General features: G+C 45.7%; 16 protein-coding genes. 8 read left to right on the top strand and 8 right to left on the bottom strand.

Annotated elements, in window-relative coordinates:
* The first annotated feature begins 383 nt into the window (after positions 1-383).
* The 8 genes from DWU89_RS18525 to DWU89_RS18490 all read left to right on the top strand — a co-directional run bounded on the left by DWU89_RS18525 (position 384) and on the right by DWU89_RS18490 (position 13,835).
* The gene (locus DWU89_RS18525; RefSeq protein ID WP_115501120.1) at positions 384-1,313 is read left to right on the top strand and encodes a FecR family protein; all 930 of its coding nucleotides are present in this window, start codon (positions 384-386) and stop codon (positions 1,311-1,313) included.
* 116 nt (positions 1,314-1,429) lie between these two features.
* Positions 1,430-4,813 carry a TonB-dependent receptor gene (locus DWU89_RS18520; RefSeq protein WP_115501119.1) on the top strand — a complete coding sequence of 1,128 codons (3,384 nt, stop codon included), beginning with the start codon at positions 1,430-1,432 and terminating at the stop codon, positions 4,811-4,813.
* An 11-nt stretch (positions 4,814-4,824) separates the two neighbouring features.
* On the top strand, positions 4,825-6,672 hold the full coding sequence (locus DWU89_RS18515; protein ID WP_115501118.1) for a RagB/SusD family nutrient uptake outer membrane protein: 1,848 nt from the start codon (positions 4,825-4,827) through the stop codon (positions 6,670-6,672).
* A gap of 22 nt (positions 6,673-6,694) precedes the next feature.
* Positions 6,695-7,390, top strand: a complete 696-nt coding sequence (locus DWU89_RS18510) for a DUF3823 domain-containing protein (RefSeq protein WP_244205947.1) — start codon at positions 6,695-6,697, stop codon at positions 7,388-7,390.
* Positions 7,391-7,453: 63 nt separating this feature from the next.
* Positions 7,454-8,593, top strand: a complete 1,140-nt coding sequence (locus DWU89_RS18505) for a glycoside hydrolase family 130 protein (protein WP_115501116.1) — start codon at positions 7,454-7,456, stop codon at positions 8,591-8,593.
* A gap of 11 nt (positions 8,594-8,604) precedes the next feature.
* Complete coding sequence (locus tag DWU89_RS18500; protein WP_115501115.1) at positions 8,605-11,298, top strand: glycoside hydrolase family 2 protein; 2,694 nt, start codon at positions 8,605-8,607, stop codon at positions 11,296-11,298.
* Positions 11,299-11,607: 309 nt separating this feature from the next.
* Positions 11,608-12,699, top strand: coding sequence for a metallophosphoesterase (locus DWU89_RS18495; RefSeq protein WP_115501114.1), 1,092 nt, complete (start codon positions 11,608-11,610; stop codon positions 12,697-12,699).
* 8 nt (positions 12,700-12,707) lie between these two features.
* A complete protein-coding gene (locus tag DWU89_RS18490) occupies positions 12,708-13,835 on the top strand; it encodes a metallophosphoesterase (protein WP_115501113.1) in 1,128 nt (375 codons plus the stop codon).
* Positions 13,836-13,850: 15 nt separating this feature from the next.
* On the opposite strand, the gene murI is transcribed toward DWU89_RS18490, so the two are convergent.
* From murI to ribD, 8 genes are all read right to left on the bottom strand, one after another.
* Entirely contained in the window at positions 13,851-14,684 is an 834-nt protein-coding gene (gene murI, locus DWU89_RS18485) for a glutamate racemase (protein ID WP_115501112.1), read from the bottom strand.
* 97 nt (positions 14,685-14,781) lie between these two features.
* Positions 14,782-15,279, bottom strand: a complete 498-nt coding sequence (locus DWU89_RS18480; RefSeq protein WP_115501111.1) for an OmpH family outer membrane protein — start codon at positions 15,277-15,279, stop codon at positions 14,782-14,784.
* Positions 15,280-15,350: 71 nt separating this feature from the next.
* Entirely contained in the window at positions 15,351-15,866 is a 516-nt protein-coding gene (locus tag DWU89_RS18475; RefSeq protein ID WP_115501110.1) for an OmpH family outer membrane protein, read from the bottom strand.
* Between the two features lie 220 nt (positions 15,867-16,086).
* Positions 16,087-18,780, bottom strand: a complete 2,694-nt coding sequence (locus DWU89_RS18470) for a BamA/OMP85 family outer membrane protein (RefSeq protein WP_115501109.1) — start codon at positions 18,778-18,780, stop codon at positions 16,087-16,089.
* Between the two features lie 14 nt (positions 18,781-18,794).
* Complete coding sequence (locus DWU89_RS18465) at positions 18,795-19,538, bottom strand: isoprenyl transferase (RefSeq protein WP_115501108.1); 744 nt, start codon at positions 19,536-19,538, stop codon at positions 18,795-18,797.
* Between the two features lie 17 nt (positions 19,539-19,555).
* Positions 19,556-20,275, bottom strand: coding sequence for a type IX secretion system protein PorG (gene porG / locus DWU89_RS18460; RefSeq protein ID WP_115501107.1), 720 nt, complete (start codon positions 20,273-20,275; stop codon positions 19,556-19,558).
* Between the two features lie 80 nt (positions 20,276-20,355).
* Positions 20,356-21,741 carry a DUF6242 domain-containing protein gene (locus tag DWU89_RS18455; protein ID WP_244205946.1) on the bottom strand — a complete coding sequence of 462 codons (1,386 nt, stop codon included), beginning with the start codon at positions 21,739-21,741 and terminating at the stop codon, positions 20,356-20,358.
* Positions 21,742-21,858: 117 nt separating this feature from the next.
* Complete coding sequence (ribD, locus tag DWU89_RS18450) at positions 21,859-22,902, bottom strand: bifunctional diaminohydroxyphosphoribosylaminopyrimidine deaminase/5-amino-6-(5-phosphoribosylamino)uracil reductase RibD (protein ID WP_115501105.1); 1,044 nt, start codon at positions 22,900-22,902, stop codon at positions 21,859-21,861.
* Positions 22,903-23,610: the final 708 nt, after the last annotated feature.

Below are 23,610 nucleotides of genomic sequence, written 5' to 3'. Positions count from 1 at the left end.
GAACGCCGTCCGTTTTATTTTCAAATATTCGATTCTCCGGGAGTTAAGCTTTATCACTTTGACGGCGTTTCCGGTTTCCGGCAATCTAATTATACGGTTTTTCAGACTGCCTGCGCACCTCGCTTCATCTGTTGTCAGTAAAGGTGATTAAAAACAGAAAAAGAGTCAATCCAAAATCGATCAAGATTTCGGACGAAATAGAAAAACGGTCAAAAAGGGGGTTATTGTAATATTTTTTTTGCAGAAGGTCCAGTTTTTCTTCTCATTGGCATATTGGCACACTCCCTCATTGGCACATTATTTTATAGATATTAAAAAAAAATCATTCATTCCTTTAGGGTATTTCCTTTCCCGTTCGCCCTTAATAATAGAAACGGAAAAAAATGGAACAGAAGTTACTACATAAAATGTTTGGCGGGCAGGCTACAGATAAGGAACTGACCGTGATCCGCCAATGGGTGAGTGAATCGGCTGAAAACAGAAAGCTATTCTATAAGGAACGTACACTGTTTGACGCACTTCAGCTGAACGATTTGCAAACAACAAAAAAACAGGCCCGCAAACGATCCGTCTCCCTCTGGAAATGGACAGGAGGTGTTGCAGCCGCTATCATGGCTCTGTTCCTGTTATATAATGTACCGGTGCTGTTAAATAAGAACACCCGGCAGGAAATAGCACTCAACACGATAAAAGTACCTGCCGGACAACGGGTTGAACTGACTCTGGCAGACGGAACCCATATCTGGCTCAACGCCCGGTCCGAGTTCTCCTATCCGGCTTCGTTCAATGGCGACCGGAGAGAAGTACACCTAAAAGGGGAAGCTTTTTTTGACGTGGCAAAAAACAAAAACAAAAAGTTTATTGTCAATACCGGACGTTGCGAAGTTGAAGTATTAGGGACGCAGTTTAATGTAGAAGCTTATAGTGAAAATGAATTCACGACCTCCCTTATCCGGGGAAGTGTAAAAGTCACCGACAAATCCCAACCAAACGAATCAGTTGTGTTAGAACCAAATAATGCAGTCAGGCTAAGTAATGGTAAGCTGACTGTCACTCCCATCACCGACTTCAATCCCTACACTTGGAAGGAGGGACTTATCACGTTTAAGGATATCAAATTCAAGGATCTGATGAAGGAACTCGAAAAGAATTACGGCATCCGCATCATTATCGACAATCACAAGCTCGATAATTATGCCTGCAGTGGAAAGTTCCGCATATCCGACGGGATTGAAGAGGTGTTGAGAGCCTTGCAACAAGATGCTCATTTCACATTTGAGCGAGAAAATAAAAATGAAATTCGTATTCAATAATTATATAAAATCAATAATAGCCTATGAGTAGTTAAGAATCAGAAGTGAAGGGCAAATTATGTCCAATGTGAAAAACGAAGTATTAATCTAATATCATTTATCAAACTATCACAAATATGAAAAAAAGAATCATTTGTGTATCTCGTATTTTGAAGATGACATCTCTGTTTTTCCTTTCCTGCGCCATGTGCGTACAGGCGGAAACAGTAAGCTCGCAGAGCATACGTGTCACTCTCAACAAAAACAACGTCCGGCTGGAAAACATCCTGAATGACATTGAAAGCCAGACTAATTTACTGTTCATTTACAACAAGAACGTAAATGTTAACCGAAAAGTCTCAGTGAAAGCCGAAAATACTTCTTTACAGGAAGTATTGCAAAACCTGTTTGACAACAATGTCTCTTTCAAAATCGAAGGATCGTACATTGTCCTCTCACCGGCCGGAACGACTGGAAGCCCACAACAAGCAAAACACACGGTAAAGGGTGTAGTAGAAGATGAATTAGGTCCTATTGCCGGTGCCAATGTTGTAGAAAAAGGCACTACAAACGGAACGATTACCGATATGAACGGTAATTTCTCATTGGACGTAGCTCCCAATGCAGTGTTGGTTGTTTCATACATCGGCTATAAAGACCAAGAGTTACCGGTGAACAACAAAACTACAATTAACGTAAAATTAGCTGAAGATTCACAAGCGTTGGATGAAGTTGTCGTTGTCGGCTACGGCGTCCAGAAACGTGCATCCGTAACAGGATCAGTGGCTTCACTGCAATCGAAAGACATTGCCTCTGTCAAAACACCGAACGTTAGTAATGCTCTTGCCGGTAAGCTTCCGGGACTTCGTGCCGTACAGAGAAGCGGTGCTCCGGGTGACGACGATGCAAGCATCGATATTCGTGGTTACGGTAATGCATTGGTAATCGTCGACGGTGTGGAACGTGATTTTAAGCAGATCGACGCAAACGATATCGAGTCGATCAGTATTTTGAAGGATGCTTCTGCAGCCGTTTACGGTTTCAAGGGAGCGAACGGTGTAATCCTTGTCACGACAAAAAAAGGTGAATTGGGTAAACCGAAAATCACTTACAACGGATATGTCGGCATACAGAACATCACCCGTTATCCGGAGTATTATAACGGATACGAATATGCGACCTTGTACAACGAGGCACAGCAAAACATCGGTATCCCGGCTCCTTATTCGGATGACGACCTGGCAAAGTTTAAACAAGGTATCGGGACAACCGACTGGTATGACGAAGTAATCCGTAAAACGGCTCCGACAACCTACCACAACCTGAGTGTTTCCGGTGGTGCTGAAAAAGTAAAATACTTCTTCTCATTAGGTTTGACAGACCAGGAAGGTATTTACAAATCTAAAGCGTTCAACTTCAAGAAGTACAACGTTCGTTCCAATATCAGTGCTGAAATCGTAAAAGGTTTCACCGTAGACCTGCAGTTGAGCGGACGTCTGGACACACGTATGAAACCGTACGAAGCTGAACCGCTAAGTCGTAGTATCCAGATGGCAAAACCGGTATTTCCTATCTATGCAAACGGAAATCCGGATTATTGGTCTAATCCGGGCGATAAAGGAAACCCAGTCCATCTATCCGACATAGACAATGTAGGTTACGACAGACGGGACCGCCGCGAGTTTAACGGGTCTATCGCCTTGAACTGGGAACTGCCTTGGGTAAAAGGTTTATCTGCAAAGGCCTTATTCTCATACGACTATAACAACAAGTACAGCCGCAAATGGTATAAAGAATATTATGAATATACCTACGATGCGATCAACGATGTATATAATGCGTCCGGTAGCCATACCATTTCGGAGTTGACAACTCAGAATGACAACTATTTCAGACCGAACGGGCAAATATCATTGAATTACCATAACTCATTCGGTAAACATGATATCGGAGCATTGGCTTTATGGGAATTCTACAATGACCGTACAGACATATTAAGTGCATACCGCCAATTCACGGTGGGCGCCATCGACCAAATCGATGCCGGAGACAAGACGAACATGAACAATGGCGGTACAGCCCGTGTTTCATCCCATGCCGGTTTAGTTGGCCGTGTCAACTACGCATACGACAATAAGTACCTGGCAGAAGTAAGTTTCCGTTACGATGGTTCTTACAAATTTGCACCGGATAACCGTTGGGGATTCTTCCCGGCTGTATCTTTGGGATGGCGTGTTTCCGAAGAAGCGTTCTTCAAGGAAGCGTTACCGATGGTCGACAACTTCAAGATCAGAGGATCATACGGTAAAGTCGGTGACGAAGGTGTGACCGGATACACTGATGATGACGAAAAAGACGGCAAATACAGAGCCTACCAATATTTGCAAGGTTACCGCTATCCATCCGGAAACTATGTTCTGGGTTCAGGCGGATTGACAAACGGGGCGAAAGACAGAGGTATGCCTAACCTGGATCTGACCTGGTATGAATCCAAGACTGCCAACGTCGGATTCGAAGCATCCATTCTTTCGGGCTTGATCAATGTCGAATTTGATTATTTCGTTCGTAAACGTTCCGGCCTTTTGACAAAGCGCCAGCTCACATTGCCGACAACATTCGGCCAGGAACTTCCGGTTGAGAACCTGAACTCGGACAAGAACCAGGGATTTGAAGTTGTAATCGGACACCGTCATAAAATAGGTGACTTCACCTATGATGTAAAGGGGAACTTCTCTACTACCCGTATTTATAACGAACATGTAGAACGTGCTGCTTCCGCCAACATGTATGATGACTGGAGAAATAACAGCAATGACCGTTATAAAGACATCCAGTGGGGTAAAGTTTGTGTCGGGCAGTTCCAGAGTTATGAAGAGATCCTGAACTCACCGATCCAGGATAACAATGGTAATAAATCATTGATGCCGGGTGACTTGAAGTTTGAAGACTGGAACCACGACGGTATCATCGACGGAAAAGACGACCAGCCGATCGGACACGGAAATACTCCCCGTATCTATTACGGCTTGAACCTTAACGGAGAATATAAAGGTTTCGATGTAACCCTCTTCTTCCAGGGAGCAGCCGGACATGAAGTATTCACATCCGGTGACTTTATGTCTCCGTTTATCCAGCAAGGTCTTGGTAATGGTAGCACAATTTGGTTGGACCGTTGGCACAGAGAAGATCCGTCGGATATGTTCAGCGAATGGATTCCGGGCTTTATGCCGGCACTTCGCCCGACCGGTTTCTCTTCCAATTCAGGAAACAACACCTGGACAAAGCAGAAAGCGAACTATTTGCGTCTGAAGACTGTCGAGATCGGTTACACCTTCCCGAAAAGATGGATGCAAAGAGCCGGTATCGAAAAACTGCGCGTATATGTGAACAGCTTCAACACGGCAACCTTTACCAGCCGTACCGGTATGATGAAGTATATGGACCCGGAAAACAAAGAAGGTATGTTCCGTTACTATCCTCAAATGAAAACATTTAATTTCGGTGTTAATCTAACATTCTAAAAGAAGAAACAATGAATACAACAATTATAAGAAACATTGGATGCGGATTACTTTTGTTAGGAGCGACAGCTTGTGCTGACTATCTTGAAAAAGAGGCTTTCGACATCATCACTCCTGAACAAGTTTGGAAAGATCCTAAATTGATCAATGGCGTAATGGTAAACCTGTACGACAACATGAACCTGGAAGATTTCAATTACTGGCAGCGTGACGCATGGCGTCTGCAAAACGCCTCTTCCATGTCTGACGAAGCACAGGGTTCTTTCCAGAAAGACCCGATGTTCGATAATGGGAATGCGACATACACGTATGAAGATGCCCTGTTTGAACAGAAATTCTCCGATCGTTATAAATTCATACGAAACTGCAACGACTTTATCAGCCAGTTGGAAGAAGCGACGTCATTATCCGATTCAGAAAAGAAGTTACTTTTGGCAGAATCCCGCTTCATTCGTGCTTTCCATTATTTCACAATGGTAAAACGTTATGGCGGTGTTCCTCTGATCACAGAACCGCAGGTGTATGACCCGAATAACCTGGAGGCATTAATGGTTCCGCGCGACAAGGAAGTGGATATCTACAACTTCATTGTGAAAGAAAGCCAGGAAGCCGCACAGGATCTTCCCGAAACAAGAGGTGCTGATGCTAAATACCGTGCCAATAAATATGTAGCGTTGGCATTGTGTTCGCGTGCAGCCTTATATGCAGGTTCAATCGCCCGTTACGGGACGGTACAGCTGGATGGCCTCGTAGGAATCCCTTCTTCCGAAGCAGACCGCTTTTTCCAGATATCTTACGATGCTTCCAAAGCGATCATCAATTCCGGCCAATATACATTGTACAACAAAAAGCCGGATAACAAAGCGCAGAACTATTGCGATATGTTCCTGAAAGGCAATGGAGACAACGGAGAATATATTTTCCAGAAACAGTATAATGTTGCCGGTGGCAAAGGACATGACTGGGACAAACGTAACGCACCGTTCTCTTACCGCGCAGGTGGTTGGGGTTGCGGTATCGCTCCGACCTTAGAAATGGTTGAGACTTACGAATATATAGATGGTTCCGAAGGTACATTGAAACTGGAAGAAAATGGCAAACCGGTCCGTTATGACAAGCCTTATGATGTCTTTACGAACAAAGATCCCCGCCTCTTCGCCTCTGTTTATATGCCAGGTTCACCCTGCCAGACTACCGAGATCGAATGGATGAGAGGTATTATCGTTTCCGATAACGAAAGATATCCGGCAACAAGCCAGCCTGACGGCGGTAACACAGTAGAAGTTAACGGTGTAACATACAGCACATCCGGAAAAGACGGTGGCGCTGATGCAGGTGACGCTTCCAAAACAGGCTTCTATCAGAAGAAATTCTGGGACGAAACATTGACTGATATGAACATGGGTAAGTCAGAAACTCCCTGGCCGGTTTTCCGTTTAGGAGAATTTTACCTAAATTTGGCGGAAGCTGCGATGGAACTGAACAATTCTTCGGAAGCGCTGGAAGCTGTCAACAAAATCCGCGAACGTGCCGGTATCGCCTTATTGTCAAGCATCAATATGGAAAAGGTACGCCACGAACGCAGAGTGGAATTGGCATTCGAAGGTCATCGTTTCTGGGATATGAAACGCTGGAGAATTGCTCATCTGGATGCAAAGCAAGGCGGGTTGAATGGATTCAGAGGTACTGCCCTGTATCCTTGGCATGATATTCGTGACGATAAATATGTATTTGAAAGAGGTTATAATTCACCCAAGCAATTGCGTATTTTCCTTGAAAAGAACTATTATACCAAGATTAATCAGGACGATATGAATTCAAATCCGAATCTGATTCAGAATCCGGGCTTTACTAATTAATCATCTAAATTAGAAATTTGATATGAAAAAGATAAGTTTATTATTGATGGCCGTTTGCTCATTATGCTTCATAAGCTGTTTGAGTGATCTGGATAATTATGATGCTCCAAACGGAGGTATCAAAGGAAAAATCCTGGATGCAGAGACCAACGAACCGATACCACTGCCGGTTCAGGGTTCTACCGGCGTTATTATTAACATGTTCGAGCAGAATACGGATGCGACACAGTCTGTCGATTTCTATGCAAAGCTGGATGGGACATATGAAAACTCAAAGTTGTTCAACTGCGATTATAAGATTATCGTAAACGGTCCGTTCGTTTCTCCGTGCGAAGAGTTTATCACGGTAAAAGGACAGACAACCCTGGATCTGAAGGCAACACCTTATGCCAGAATCACAGCTTCGGCACAGGCTTCCGGCAAAAAGATCACCATCACTTACAAGGTGACTCCGACCAACAGCAGCTTTAACGTATCCGAAGTGTACGGCTACTGGAACTTTGCACCGGGTGTCGATAACGGAAGTGCGAACCAGGCCGGCAAGCAAACGGTCAGCGGAAACGAAGGTACTATCGTCTTCGATTTGGAGAACGATAAGAATTACCAGGACAATCTGTACAAAATACAGGGAAATGGTAATAAAATATATGTACGCGTCGGTGCCAAGACCGAAAATGCGATCAACTATAGTACCATCATCGAAACAACTGTACAATAAATAACCTAAGGCACAGATATCCGGTTTTAACCGGATGTTTGTGCCTTTTTTATTCTTTAGAACATGAAAAGAAGTATCTTACTCATCAGTCTGGCAGTTTTACCTCTACTCGGGTATAGCCAAAATGATTTACCGGACTGGGCTTTAGGCGGGTTTGTCAGACCTGAAAAAGTCAATCCGATTATCACACCGAACCCGGCAAGCCAATTCGATTGCCCCATGCAGGGTAAAAAAATGAACTGGGAAGAAAGTGATGTGTTTAACCCGGCAGCAACCGTCAAGGACGGCAAGATCTATGTCCTTTACCGGGCGGAAGACAATTCGGCCACAGGTATCGGAAAAAGGACTTCCCGCATCGGCCTGGCTGAGTCTAAAGACGGCATTCATGTACAACGTCGGAAAACGCCAGTCATGTATCCGGATAATGATAATGCGAAAGAATTCGAATGGCCGGGAGGATGTGAAGATCCGCGCGTCACGATGACGGAAGACGGCCTGTATGTGATGGCTTATACAGCCTGGAACCGGAAAGTGCCGCGCCTCTGCATCGCCACATCCCGCGACCTGATCAAATGGGAAAAACACGGACCGGCTTTTGCCAAAGCCTACAACGGACGTTTCAAAGACATGGCCTGCAAATCCGGCTCGATGGTAACACAGGTAAAGGACGGCAAGCAGGTATTAGCTAAAATAAACGGGAAATATTTCATGTATTGGGGAGAACAGATGGTCGCAGCAGCTACTTCAGACGACCTTGTGAACTGGACTCCGATATTGGACGAGAAGAACGAACTGGCAGCCGTCATCAGACCACGTCCGCAGTTCTTCGACAGCGCCCTGACGGAATGCGGCCCTCCCGCAGTCCTGACAGACAAAGGTATCCTGTTGCTTTACAACGGTAAAAACCAGAATAACGACAGCAAGCGCGACAAACGTTTCACGGCAGGCGCTTATTGTGCCGGCCAGATACTGACAGATCCGAAAGAACCGATGAAAGTGCTGCAACGCCTCGACGTCCCTTTCTTCCGTCCGATGGAGTCGTTTGAAAAGAGCGGTCAGTATGTCGACGGGACAGTCTTTATCGAAGGTTTGGTCTTTTTTAAAAACAAATGGTATCTCTATTACGGATGTGCAGACTCACAGGTAAGTGTAGCCGTTTATGACCCGGCAAAGAAAACACCAGGAGATCCGATTCCGAATTAAATAAGTAAATCATGAAAAGCATTATTACAGGATTATTCTTACTTCTGTCTGTCTGCTTTGTGCAGGCTCAGACACCCAATTATTATCGCAGTCCGGAAAAAATCTATCTGGACTCGAAAGACGGACATAACGGAGGCTTCAACTGGCAGATGTATAAAGCCGGAGAAGCCAAAGATCCGGCAGAGAAAATCTCACAACCGGGTTACCAGACCGGAGATTGGATGCCGGCAATCGTGCCCGGTACGGTACTGAACTCGCTCGTCCACAACAAGGTATATCCGGAGCCCTATTACGGGATGAACAACAAATTGGATCAGAACATCATCCCGGACCTGGCAAAGGCCGGACGCGATTTCTACACCTATTGGTTCCGGACAGAGTTCGATGTGCCGGAAAGCTACAAGGACAAAATCGTATGGCTCCAGGTTGACGGTATCAACTACCGCGCCGAGATTTGGGTGAACGGTTATCTGCTCGGCAATATGTCCGGAATGTTCAAACCGGACTATATCAACATCACCGATTTCGCCCGTATCGGGGGTAAGAACGCGCTGGCTATCAAAGTCTATCCGGTCGATATGCCGGGTACGATCAAGCCGAAACGCTGGGGAGCCGTCGGCGAATTTCACAATGGTGGAGACGGGAACATCGGACTGAACACCACCATGCTGATGAGTGTGGGCTGGGACTTCACGTTCAACGACGGTATCCGCGACCGCAACACCGGTATCTGGAAAAATATCAGCCTCTACGCCACAGACAAAGCGGTTCTCCGCCATCCGTTTATCAAATCGGATCTGGCAAAACCGGGATATGACCTGGCAAAAGAAACAGTCAGTGTAGAGGTTGTGAACCCGACGCAAGGGAATGTAAAATGCACTGTCAAAGGTGAAATCGCCGGTGAAAACATCACATTCAGCAAAGAATTGAATCTGTTCAGAGGCGAAACACAGACTGTCAGTTTCACCCCCGAAGAGTTCCCGCAGCTTACGATCAAGAATCCCCGCCTGTGGTGGCCGCTCTTCAAAGGGAATCCGGAACTGTATGAACTGAAGCTGACTGTAACCGTAGACGGAAAGGTTTCCGACGAGACGAAAACTCGTTTCGGTATCCGCGAAATCACTTCCGACCAGAACACGCCGGATAAATCCCGCCAGTTCTACGTCAACGGAAAGAAACTGTTCATCCGGGGAACCAACTGGATTCCGGAAGGAATGCTTCGCACTTCGGACGAACGGACGTATGCGGAACTCCGCTACACGAAACAATCGGGTGTCAACCTGATCCGTATGTGGGGCGGCGGTATTGCCGAATCGGACTATTTCTTCCAGCTCTGCGACGAAATGGGACTGCTTGTCTGGCAGGAATTCTGGATGACAGGCGACACCAAACATCCGCAAGACAAGGATTTATACTTGAGCAATGTGGAAGCAACCGTCAAACGCCTGCGCAATCATCCTTCGCTGGCCTACTATGTTTCCTCGAACGAAAGTACGGAAATGCCGGGAGCGAAAGATATGATTATGGCGCTGGACGGCACACGTGGCTACCAGATGCAGTCGGAATGTGACGGCGTGCACGACGGAAGCCCATACAAACAGGTTAATCCGATGCAACATTACGAAAACACCGCTTCGGAACGCGGCAGTCGTGTCGACGGGTTCAACCCGGAATATGGCGCACCGACGATCCCGACTGTCGAAACCCTTCGGGAAGTGATGGACGAAAAGGACCTTTGGCCGATCAACAAGGAGGTCTGGGACTATCATGACGGCGGCGGCTTCCACCTGATGTCGACCATGTACACCGACTTGACCAACAACTACGGCGCTTCCTCTTCCATTGAAGAGTTTGCGACTAAAGGCCAGTTTGTAGGTGCCATGAACTCCAAATCGATCTGGGAAGTATGGAACTATAACAAGTTAGGGTATGGCGACCGGTATGCATCGGGACTTCTGTTCTGGTATCATAACTGCCCCATAAGCCAAGTCTGCGCCCGTATGTGGGATTATTCACTTGAGCCGACGGCATCGCTTTACCATACACAGAATGCACTGGAACCGCTTCATGCACAATTCGATTATCTGAAAAATACGGTTTCCGTCTGCAACGACTACTACCAGGCTTTCAAGAATTATAAGGTCACAGCTGAAGTGTATGACCTCAACAGCAAGAAAGTATGGAATAAATCGCAGGTTATCGACATACCGGAAGACGGTGTTGTAAACGACGTTTTCACAATCGACTTCCCGCAGAACATCACACAGGTTCATTTCATCAAACTGCGCCTGTATAATGAAAAAGGTAAGGAAGTGGCGAACACCTTCTACTGGCGTTCCAACGACAAGTATGAAGGCCGTAAGACACTGACCGGCCCGACTTCATCCGGTTTCGAGGATTTGTCGAAGCTGAAACAAGTCCAGCTGAAAACGACTTACAAGGCTTATCAGGAAGCTGACCGGCACTTTATAAAAGCAGAAATAAAGAATACCTCTTCGACGATCGCATTCTTTACTCAGCTTCAATTGCTGGATCAGAATAAAAAGCCGGTACGCCCCAGTTTCTATACCGATAACTTCTTCTCGCTCTTGCCGGGAGAAAGCCAAACGGTCATCATCGAAACGGCAACGGCCGATATGCCTTCAGAACCGCTCTTCGTCGTGAAGGGCTGGAATGTTAAGGCGGCGACTTACAAATGTAAATGATGATTTATCTGTTACTTTTGGCTTGACCCAAAAGTAACCAAAAAGTCAAGGCTTAACCGGCCGGGCTAAGCTGGTGAGCGTTAAGCGCAGAGACCGCAGGGAGCGACAGGAGCGTCTGCTGTAGGGGTCGTTCGCGAACGACCCTTACGACGCGACAGCGAACGAAGGGAACGGAGTAGCGAAGCAGGTTCGGCCTTGATCTTTTGGTTACTTTTGGATCAAGCCAAAAGTAACAGCTTACATTTTTTTAAATCCCCACTTGTCTTATAACTTAAATTGTTTCCGTACTTTTGCCGAAAATTTACAACTATGCCGACATTTTTCGTTGTCCTCATTAGTATTTATCTTGCTGGAAACTTATATATATTTAGAAGAGGGGCGCAGGCTTTGGTAGCTCAGCCTTTCGGTGTTAAAGTTTTGCTGGCCATACTGTTTTGGTGTGGGGCACTTTCTTTCTTCGGCAGTTTTCTGGCTCGGAACGTAAAGCTTCCGGTTGTCCTGGCCCATACATCACACGAAATCGGAACCGGCTGGCTGGTCTTCACGCTTTACATGGTGTTGTTCCTAATGGTATTTGACATATTCCGGCTTTTCAACTTCCCGTGCAAATATGGGTTCTATATTTCCTTTTTCCTGACACTTAGCCTGTTAAGCTACGGATATTATAATTATCAACATCCGAAAACGGAAGTTATCAACATGGTTATCAACAAGCAGCCGGTTAATAACGAACAACCGTTGAGAGTGGTTTCCGTCAGCGATATCCACTTGGGCTACGGGACGGACAAGGAAGAACTAAAACGATATGTCGGGATGATCAATGAGCAGAAACCGGACTTGATCTTAATCGGGGGTGACTTGATCGACAACAGCGTCGTACCTCTGTATGAAGAAAAAATGATGGAAGAACTGGCAGAGCTGAAAGCCCCGCTGGGCATTTATATGGTACCCGGCAATCACGAATATATCAGCGGCATACGGAAAAGCGTACAGTTCATAAAAGAGACACCGATCCGCCTGTTGCAAGACGAAGTCGTGACGTTGCCCAACGGCGTACAGATAGTCGGACGTGACGACCGCAGCAACAAATCCCGGTTATCCCTTCAAGAGTTGACGAAGAACATTGACCCGACAAAACCTGTTATTCTTTTAGATCATCAACCATACAACCTGTCGGAAACAGAAAACGCCGGCGTCGACCTCCAGTTCAGCGGACATACGCATCGCGGACAGATATGGCCGATCAGCCTGATCACCGATCACATATTCGAACAGAGTCATGGTTACCGCCAATGGGGAAACAGCCATATTTATGTTTCCTCCGGACTGTCGCTTTGGGGGCCTCCTTTCAGGATTGGCACCGACAGTGAACTGGTCGTATTCGAGATTACCTGCAAATAGTTTGCTAAATGAGAGTTTTTATTCAATCGATAGTTGCACAGATATTACTGAATCCCTACATCTTCTGGAGAGGGTATCAGGCTATTCCGCCTAAAAAAAGCTGGCGGATTCCTTACATCTTGCTTTTTGTCCTTGAATTATCACTCTTCTTCTTCGGATTTGCATTCCGCAATGTACTGCCGGACCAGGTCATGATCACGATCCAGTATATTTGCAACACTTGGTATATTGCTTCCCTCTACATCACTCTTTCCCTACTGCTGTTGGAAGTGCTCCGGCTTAGCAACCGCTTTTTCCACTGGTTTCCCGGCTGGATCACGAGTCACTGGAAGCAGACGAAGCTGACTCTGTTTTTCGTAATTATCGCATTTGTCACCGGATTGATGTTCCATGCCTATCATGTCGTAACCCACCCGATAGTCAAAAACGTATATATCACCCTTCCAAAAGGGAACAGTGATCGCGACAGCATGAAGATTGTCATGATGAGCGACCTGCATATCGGGGAGGTTATCGGGAAAAAACTGGTACAACGCTATGTGAAGATGAGCAACGAACAGCATCCCGATATGGTCGTGCTGGTTGGCGACATTATGGATTACGAGTCGCGTTTTGCCGAAAAAGCCCATATAGAGGACGATTTAAAGCAGTTGAAAGCTCCCTTGGGGGTCTACATCGTTTATGGGAATCACGAATACCGTGCCAACCGTATGGCCAAATACCGCTGGTTGAAGAAAACGGGAGCGACGCTTCTGATCGACTCTGTTGCCAGTCCGGATTCTTCGTTTTACCTGATCGGACGTGACGACTATATCAATAAGAAGAGAAAGCCGCTGCACGCGTTAATGGCCGGACTCGATACGACTAAACCGATCATCGTGTTGGACCACCAGCCCTGGTCGTTTGCCGAGATGGCGATGAACGGTGTGGATTTAGGTTTGCATGGACATACGCACAACGGCCAGCTATGGCCTTATCCGCTCTTGATGAAGCTGATCTACGAATGCCCGTACGGTTACCATAAAAAAGGGCCGACGCAGTTTTATGTCTCTTCCGGCATCGGGATAGCCGGACCGCCTTATCGGGTCGGGACTGTTTCGGAAATGGTTGTCCTGCATATCAAGTTTGCTCAATAACCATCCCCCACCTACTCAATCGATCGAGATCTGTTCCACCTCCACCGAATGACTGAGAAAGACAGAAGCGGCATCTGAAAACTTGGCGGCGGATTCGGTTGTCAGGAAGCGGCATTGTCCTTGCTTCGTCAACCGTGCGTCCATTTCGGGATGGCGGCGCAGATAGTCCTTCAGGCTCGCAGCCACATATTCGCCTTGTGCAAACAGGGTAATACCGGAGGGCAGGAAAGCACGGATCTTATTCATCAGCAAAGGATAGTGAGTACAGCCCAAAACCAGCGTATCGATCTCCGGGTCGACATGCAGGATATGTTCGAGGTGTTTCCTGACGAAGTAATCGGCTCCCGGTGAATCAAACTCGTTATTCTCGACCAGCGGCACCCACATCGGACAGGCTTCTCCCGTTACCGTGATATGCGGAAACATCTTCTCTATTTCCATGGAATATGAACCGGAAGAAATCGTCCCATTCGTTCCTAAAATGCCGATATGTTTACTTGTGCTGATCTGATCTATCAGCTCCACCGTAGGCCGTATGACACCCAATACACGACGGTCCGGGTCCCACAGCGGCAAATCTTTCTGCTGGATCGTACGCAGTGCCTTTGCCGATGCGGTGTTGCAAGCCAATATTACAAGCTGGCAGCCTTCATCGAATAGCTTTTCTACCGCTTGCCGCGTGAAGCGGTAGACGACCTCAAACGAACGCGGTCCGTATGGCGTACGGGCATTATCTCCCAGATAGATGTAATCATATCCGGGCATTGCTTTCCGGATCTTGTCGAAAATGGTAAGCCCTCCGTAACCGGAGTCGAAAATACCTATTGGGCCTGGAGCTGATGAGAACATGGAAGGAATTGTAAATTATAAATTATGAATTATATAGAGACAACAAAGGATGCCTTTCATAGAGAGGCATCCTTTGTTATGTATCGTAGCTATTTAATTAGTTAATACCTAACTTAGCTTTTACAAACTGAGTAGCATCGATAGCAGAGTTTCCGCTGAAAAGCACAATCTGCGGATCCAGAATATAGGTATATCCTTTTTCAGCCCCGACCGCATCAATCGCTTTTTTCAGTTTTTCCTGAATCGGAGCAAACAATTCACCCTGCTGCTTCTGATAATCCTGCTGTGAGATCTGAACGAAGTTCTGAGTACGCTGTTGCATATCTTCCAACTCCTGCATTCTTCTCATCTTGATATTTTCTGTCAATGAATCCTGCTGGGCTATAAAATCAGCATACTTCTTATTGTATTCCTCATTCATAACTTGCATTTCATTCTTATATTTTGCTTCTAAGTCAGTCATTTTTTTCTGCATATCAGCAAATTCCGGCATAGCCTGGATCACTTCCTGTGTATTTACAACAGCGATCTTAGATTCTTGAGCGAAAAGACTCAAGGGGAGCATCATCAACAAAAAAATAATCAGTTTCTTCATTTTCCTATAAAATATTACTTGTTATTAATCATATTCACATTTACGTCTTTAAAGCGCACAAATGTAAGCATTTATTTTGAATATCCTAATTTTATCAGGACTTCATTGCTTATATCGATCTTCGGCGAAGCAAAAATGATATTCATCGACGAAGCACGGTCCATCACCATCTGATATCCTTTGTCTTCGGATATCTCCTTGACGGCATTATAGATTTCATCCTGTATCGGCTTCATCAGACTTTCACGTTTCTTATACAGTTCGCCTTCCGGACCGAAATATTTGCGTTTCAAATCCTGCGCTTCTTGTTCTTTCTTGACAATATCTTCTTCCCGTTTCGACTTCATCTCGGCAGAGAGAAAAACAAGATCACTCTGATAAGTCTTGTACATGTTCTGCGCTTCCTGCTGAATCGCATCCACTTCGTTCTGCCATTTCTTGGAGACTTGGCTCAACTGCTCATTTGTCATTTCATAAGCCGGAATATTTTTCAGGATATATTCCATATCTATTAAAGCAAACTTTTGTGCGTGTCCCGCAAATGTGCAAAGGAACAACAAACAGCTTAAGGCAATAATCTTTTTCATACACATGTCATTTATAGTTTTACCTTCTGACTGCAAAGATAAAAGAATTGAGTATTGAGAATTGAAAATTGAAAATTAATAAGAGACAATTAACAATTTAACAGACTTGAAAAGCTTAGTAAGAAAAGCCCGAACGCAAAAAAGGCAACCGGAAAAGAATCCGATTGCCTTCTTTATTTAATTTTCAGTTTTCAACTTTCAACTCTCAACTTTTAACTCTTTAAAATTCCTGTCCGATAATAAAGTGGAAGTTACTACCGCCTCTCTGAGAACTTCCGTCCGGACGATCGAAACCGTAAGCCCAGTCAATACCCATCAAACCGATCATCGGGAGGAAGATACGAACACCGACACCGGCAGAACGTTTCAACTGGAACGGGTTGAAGTCTTTCAGGTCAACCCATGCATTACCGGCTTCCACGAAGACCAGACCATAGATCGTTGAGGACGGTTCCAACAGGAACGGATAGCGCAACTCCATCGACAGACGTGAATAAGCATAACCGTAAGAGTTATATCCGCCATTACCGGCAATACTACCGTTTTCATAACCTCTCAAACCGATCGTTTCGGTTGCATATGTACTGGAGTAACCACTCATACCGTCACCACCCATATAGAAGGTTTCAAACGGAGATTTCTTATACTTGTTGTAAGACCCTAAGAAACCGTATTCAACACGTGACATCAATACCGGCGTACGTTTCACTGTCAACGGAGCCAACGGAGAGAATATCTTCGCTTTGAATTTCCATTTATGATACTCAATCATGCGGAACTTGGCTTCATCCTGATCGCTCATATTCTTATAATCCTTGCCATCCCACAATGACCAAGGTGGAGTTGCCGCTACCGAGAACATGAACTGAGAACCTTTACGTGTGTACAGCGGGTTGTCGATAGAATTACGCTGCAAGTTCAGCTCCAGGTTGATGTTATGACAGTTACCATTATTTACCAGGAAGTAATCCCAATCTTTCATCATATACAACTGATAGTTCAAGGTTGCCATAAACTGGAAGTAGTCATCCGGCCAGTTCAAACGTTTACCGTAACCGGCAGAAAGTCCGAACATCATAATCGACTTATCCGGGTCGTATGCCAACTCGTAGTTGCCATAATTATAGCCATAACCATAACCGCCGTAACCGTAACCACCATATCCGCCATATCCTCCGTAGTAAGGATAACCACCGTAGCCGCCGTAGCCACCATAACCACTATTATTGCTCAGATAATTACTACTGATATCGGTCTGTTTGGAGAAATAAGCACTTACAGACAAGGTATTCGGGCGTTTACCTCCGAACCAGGGATCCATGAATGAAATACTATAGGCCTGATAGTAACGTCCGTTGGTCTGGCCGCTCAGTGTCAGTGTCTGTCCTTCACCTTGCGGGATGATACCTTTATAAGTACTCGGATTCAACAGGTTCTTCATAGAGAAGTTCGTAAACTTCAAACTCAGTTTACCGATCACACCCGTTTGTCCCCAACCGGCGGAGAACTCGATCTGGTCGTTTGCTTTGGATACCAGGTTATATTGGATATCCACCGTTCCATTGTCAGGATCGGGCAGTGGCTGCGGTACCAGGTTTTCCGGGTCGAAGTGTCCCATCTGCGCAATTTCACGGGTTGAACGCATCAAGTCATCACGGCTGAACAACATACCCGGTTTCGTACGAAGCTCACGGCGAACGATATCTTCATACAAGCGGTCGTTACCATTGATGATAACGCGGTTGATAGTAGCCTGCGGTCCTTCCTGGATACGGATTTCCAAAGAGATAGAGTCGTTATCGACATCTACTTCCACCGGATCGGCGCCAAAGAAGATATAACCGTTGTTATAATACAGGTTGGAAACAGCATCATCGTCCGTAGTCAACCGTTCATTCAGTTTTTTCTGGTTATAAACATCTCCCGGTTTCATACCCAATATATAATTCAACTGTTCCGCCGGGTACTTGGTATTACCGACAAAAGATATATCTTTCAGATAATACTTGTCACCTTCTTCAACCTTCAGGAATATATCTACACGTTTATCATTGTAGTTCACAACGCTGTCTTCCACCAGAACGGCGTCACGATATCCTTTTTCGTTATATTTCTCGATAATGTGTTTTTTATCGTTTTCGTATTCTTCCGACGTAAACTTCTTAGTGCTGAAGGCTTCCAGGATACTGCTCTTCCAGTCATTGTAAAGACTGAACTTTTCGTTCGTCTTCTTCATCGCCTTCTTCAAGTCGCGGTCAGACAAAGCACTGTTTCCTTCGAAATGAATCTGGTGGATCTTAGTCTTTTCGTTCTTATCGATATTGATATCAACGATGACTTCACCTTCATGTGCCAAGTCGTCCTTCTGAACAATTTCGACTTCCACATTCTTAAAACCTTTTCCATCGAAGAACTTCTTGATAAGGGTGGTAGCACGGTCAATCACGTTCGGCGTTATCTGATAGCCCTTACGCAATCCCAGACGGGCGTCCAGATCTTCGCGTTCCCCCTTCTTGATGCCGTGATAGTTCACTTGTGAAACACGCGGACGTTGCTTCAACTGGATTTCCAACCAGATTTTATTATCATCGGTAATCTTAGTCGCCAAGATTTTCACGTCGGAAAACAAACCGTGTTTCCAGAAGCGCTTTACTGCTGTTGTGATTTCGCTTCCTCCGGGAACGGTGATCTCATCACCCTTCGACAAGCCGGAAAAACCGATTAACACGAAATCATCATAATTCTTAATCCCCGTCACCCGAATACTATCGATGATATACTTCTTGGGAGGTGACGAATAAGAAATGACCGGCACATCTGCCGGTTCTTCAACCTTGGTAGTGTCAGTTTCCTGAGCGAATGCCCCACAGGCAAATCCCAGAAAAATAAAAAACAGCACTATTCTTTTGTACATATAACAGCTATTGTTTATAAGATTAATTGCTCACTTGTCTTACCGAAACGCCGTTCGCGCTGCTGGTAATACAATATAGCTCCATACAACTCTTCTTCTCTAAAATCCGGCCAATACACATCGGTAAAAAAGAATTCGGCGTACGACAACTGCCAAAGCAGGAAGTTGCTGACGCGTTGTTCCCCTCCGGTACGGATCAACAGATCCGGATCGGGTATACCTTTAGTAGTCAGGTGTTCCGAGACGACAGCCTCGGTTATATCGTTGGGGTTTATTTTCTTCTCAACAGCATCTTGTGCCAGGCGTTTCACTGCTTCGGTAATTTCCCAACGGGCCGAATAGCTTAAAGCCAATATAAGCGTAGTGCCTGTATTGGCCGAAGTCTGTGCAATGCAGTCCAGCAAGGTGGCATGTGCATCTGCCGGCAGGCGGTCCAGATTGCCGATTGCCATCAACCGGACATTATTTTTCATCAAGTCGGGAGTTTCTCGGTGAATAGCCGAAACCAACAGGCTCATCAAGGCCTGGACTTCCGCCTCGGGACGATTCCAGTTTTCCGTCGAAAACGTGTACATCGTCAGATATTTCAAACCCACCGTCGTAGCAGCCTCGACGACTTTACGAACAGAGACAACGCCCTCCTGATGCCCAAAGCTGCGGTCTTTGCCCTTTGCTTTGGCCCAGCGTCCGTTGCCGTCCATAATAATCGCCACATGCTGCGGCAAGCGTTCTTTGTCTATTTGTTCAATCAACGACATAGTGTCTTCATCTGTAACTACTGTATATTATCTATATTCTTTGCATTGTTACAGGTTTTACAACGAGGGCCGAAGTCCCAAGTTACAGTAAACAATAAAAAAGAATACCAATCTTTATTCTTTAAAAAACTACCTTTCATATGGTAGGGATCATCCAGAAACGCATTGTTATCGTCCGTCACGTCCAAGCCGTCGCCAAACAACTTACGGAACGAGAACTCACATCCTAAGTTGAGCCTTTCTTTAATCTTATACTTTGCACCGACGCCCAACGGTATGTTCGGACCTGCAAAAGTCTTCCCGCTACCCGGTGCCACCGTTACGCCCAATCCCATAAAAATATAAGGAGTGAAACGTTTTGCATTCGCATAAGCGAACTTATCGCTGTACGGAAAGAAGTTAAATTCCATCTGTCCGCCCAGCTCTATCAGGCTACGGCTGAAAGAAGCCTGTGCATTATCCGGAAAAACATTTTTCTGTCCTTCCGTCGTACCCGAGACCTGCCCCCACATCATATTGGCCTTAAACGCCCATCTGAAATTGGCATTATAGCGGAAGACAGCTCCGAATGCAGGGTTCAGCCCCTTAAAAAAAGCATTCTTATTGACGTCGCCCATATAAAAGGCTCCGCCGGCCATCCCGCCGATCTCGTATTTATATTCTTGTGCGTGAAGCCCGGTCAAACAACCGGTCAAAAGGACTAATATGAATATACGCTGAAAGAAAGTTGAAGTCATAATACGTTATTGTTATAATCTATACCTTCTTTTCTAACGCTAAATAGCTCATAAAATTATACGTCCCTTCACGAACTTTCTCAGTGTTTAAAACCCAGGCGGTTGATACGGCCGCGCCAGATTTGGTTCAATACATCCGAATTGTTAGTTTCTTTTCCGCCGAAAAGATACATATAATCGTTCTCATCCACATAGATGGAAGAGAATCCTCTTGCTTTAAATTCCGGCGGCATGACCACCAGCGTATCCGAAACATTCCAGGTTACGCCACCGTCGCGTGACAGGTAAATATCGGAAGATGCCTTACCCGCTTCATTGATACCGCTCAACATAAAGAATTTATCGTCATATTCGGTGACAGCAACACCCTCCTGTTTATCAAAAGGAGTCGCCTCTTCATCCGTCAGCATCGCCCAGACCTGCCCGTTTTCCGTAGACCAGGCTGCATTTGTCAGCTTGTTATCTTTATCTCGTCCGGCAACCACCAGCAGGCGGGCACGAAACATCGAATTATAAGAAAGATTACCGAAACCGGTCAAAGGGAAACCTTCGTTCAGAAGCGTACCATCCGTCCATTCCATCTCCTTATCCATAGAAGCATAAATGAATGAACCGTTTTTCTCTACAACAGTTGCAAGCGCAGACGGCTGTTTTCCTGTAATCGTATAATCGTCACTGGTTTTGATCGCCCCTAAAAGAGCTTTGACCACCGGAGTGTTTTCCATTAGCGTCCATGCCTGACCATCAGCAGAGCGATAAAGGGCACCCTTCGTCGTCACCGCATAAAACGCATCTTCATAAGCCGTAATCTGTGACAAACGCACTTCCCCGGCAGGAAGCCCCGTAACCGTCAGTTCCGTCCAGTTCCGTCCGTCCGACACTGCCGAACGATACAACTGATAACCTTCACTTGCGTTTACAGGTTGTGCATACATATAATATGATTCGTTATCACCTTCGCCGAATACAACCACTTTCTCTTCTTTGACGGCCGCGGCAGGAATGCCTTCCTTGTATATGCCCCAAGCCATAGAATCCGGAACAACCTGATGGATATTGACTTGTGCAAGATAAGTCTTTGTCGTCTCACCATCCCACAAAGTATTGACAAATTTCACCGGCTTGGAGAAGTCCAGCGAGTCCTCCGTATTCCAGAAAATCGTATCACCGATTGCTTCCTGCATAACCTGACAGGTGTACACAGTTGAAGCCAGCCGGACCTTGCAGATTACTTTTTCATCCAGCTTTGTTCCATAAGGCATGGAGTCTATATTGAAGATGCGCCCGCTTATCTGGTCGATTGTAAATACGACATTCGACAATTCCGGAATGGAATCGTTCGACAAAGAAAAAGATAGAATCTGACAATCTCTACTCAACTCATATTCATTATCGTCCGAACCAAGGCAAGAAGACAATAACAAAGCACAACATCCAGCTATAAACAGTACTATTCTATTTTTCATCAAAAAATTAGTTTGTTGTATATAAAGGCACAAAAGTAGAAACATTTTTTGCTTTATACCTCATATAGGGGAATATTTATAATATTTTAGTGTCGTTACGGAATTATAAGGTCCTTTTCAAACTTGTCGGCGCCAGGTTTCTAAAAGATGCCCGTCCCGCACTTCCGAACCGCTTAAAACACCGGCTACGACAGGCGCTTTTACCCCCTCGCCCAGCACCACCGGAGCCGTTTCAATCCAAGCTTCATCCCACAAACCGGCATCCAAAAAGCTTTTCAGCAAGGCGGCGCCTCCTTCGACCATCAGCGAATCCAGCTTCCAATTATATAAATAATGTAAGACCTGAGACAACACATCCCGGCTGAAATCAATCCGAACGAACTCCACATTCGGACGGTTCACGGCCTCTTCGGACGTAAAAATAACCGTACGGACCGTACCGTCCAACAAAGACGAAGCAGCCGGCAACTTCAATGTCCGGTCCAGCACGATCCGGACCGGCGAATTGCCGGCCCAATGCCGCACCGTCAACGACGGGTTATCCAGTAAAGCCGTACGCGTCCCGACCATGATAGCCGCAACCTCCGCACGAAGCCGGTGAACGCGGCGAAGAGTTTCGGCCGATGAAAGGACAACCGGACGCACACTTGCATCTTTCCGTGCGACATCCATAAAACCGTCCGCACTCTGGGCCCATTTCAGATAAATGTAAGGACGCCCGAGAAGTTGGAATGTCATAAAAGCCGGATTCAAAGCACGGGCTTCCTCTTCCAAAACACCGGTCACGACTTCGACACCTGCTTCACGCAACATCCGCACTCCACGTCCCGAAACAGCCGGGAACGGGTCCAGACAACCGACTACGACACGCGGAATACCTTTCTTGATAATCAACTCCGCACAGGGAGGCGTTTTTCCATAATGGGAACAAGGTTCGAGGCTCACATAAATAGTAGACTCCCGAAGCAACGCTTCGTCCTGTACGGAAGCCACCGCATTGACCTCGGCATGCGCTTCCCCGCATTTGCGATGAAAGCCTTCCCCGATAATCTTCCCGTCATGCACAATCACAGCGCCGACCATCGGATTAGGAGTCGTATTCCCCGCTCCGCCACGCGCCAGTTCGATGCAACGGGCCATATATTTTTCTTCTACAATCATCTTATACGCATTTCAACGAACAAAGATAAGAAAGTTATTTGGTTTGCAGGAAACTTGTTTATGAAGACGTCATAAATGTTTTTGACGCCCTCATTAATATTTCCGAGAGTGTCATTAATATTTATGAGGTCGTCGAATATAGATTTCCCGCAGAGCAAAGTCTGAATGCGTTAGTTCAAAATTTCTTAGTTTTGGACCTTCTACAAATTGAAAAATATACATTAACCCCCTGTTTCGACTGTTTTTCTATTTCGTCCGAAATCTTGATCGATTTTGGACTGACTCTTTTCACGGTTTTAACCGGCTCGGCTGACAACAGAGAAAATGTGGTGCCGAGTCCATGGCGAAAAGTGTACAATTTGATTATCGAAAGATGAAAACGCCGACAATGTGATAAACCTTAACTCCCGGAGAATCGAATATTTGCGAGCAAAGACGAACCGCGTTCCAAATATCCTAAGGAATTTATGAGGGCTTGTTGCCGTGAGGTGCGCAGAAAATTCCCTTGAAGTAACGCTTCATCGCTCTGAAGGTTGACTTCGCGCTATATGAAGTCAACCTTCAGAGCAACAAAGTTCCGGGTCAGAGCGATAAAGTCCCTCTTCATGGCGATAAGGTACCGGATCATAGAAAAAAGCCCCTTTTTGATAGCAGAAAAGTAGATTAGCATTTGTTCGGTTTCGGATGTTTTTTTACCCTGAAAAACGC

Source organism: Parabacteroides acidifaciens (assembly GCF_003363715.1).
Taxonomy (GTDB): domain Bacteria; phylum Bacteroidota; class Bacteroidia; order Bacteroidales; family Tannerellaceae; genus Parabacteroides; species Parabacteroides acidifaciens.
Note: the sequence above shows the minus strand (reverse complement) of the source record. Positions and strands in the feature narration are given on the sequence as shown.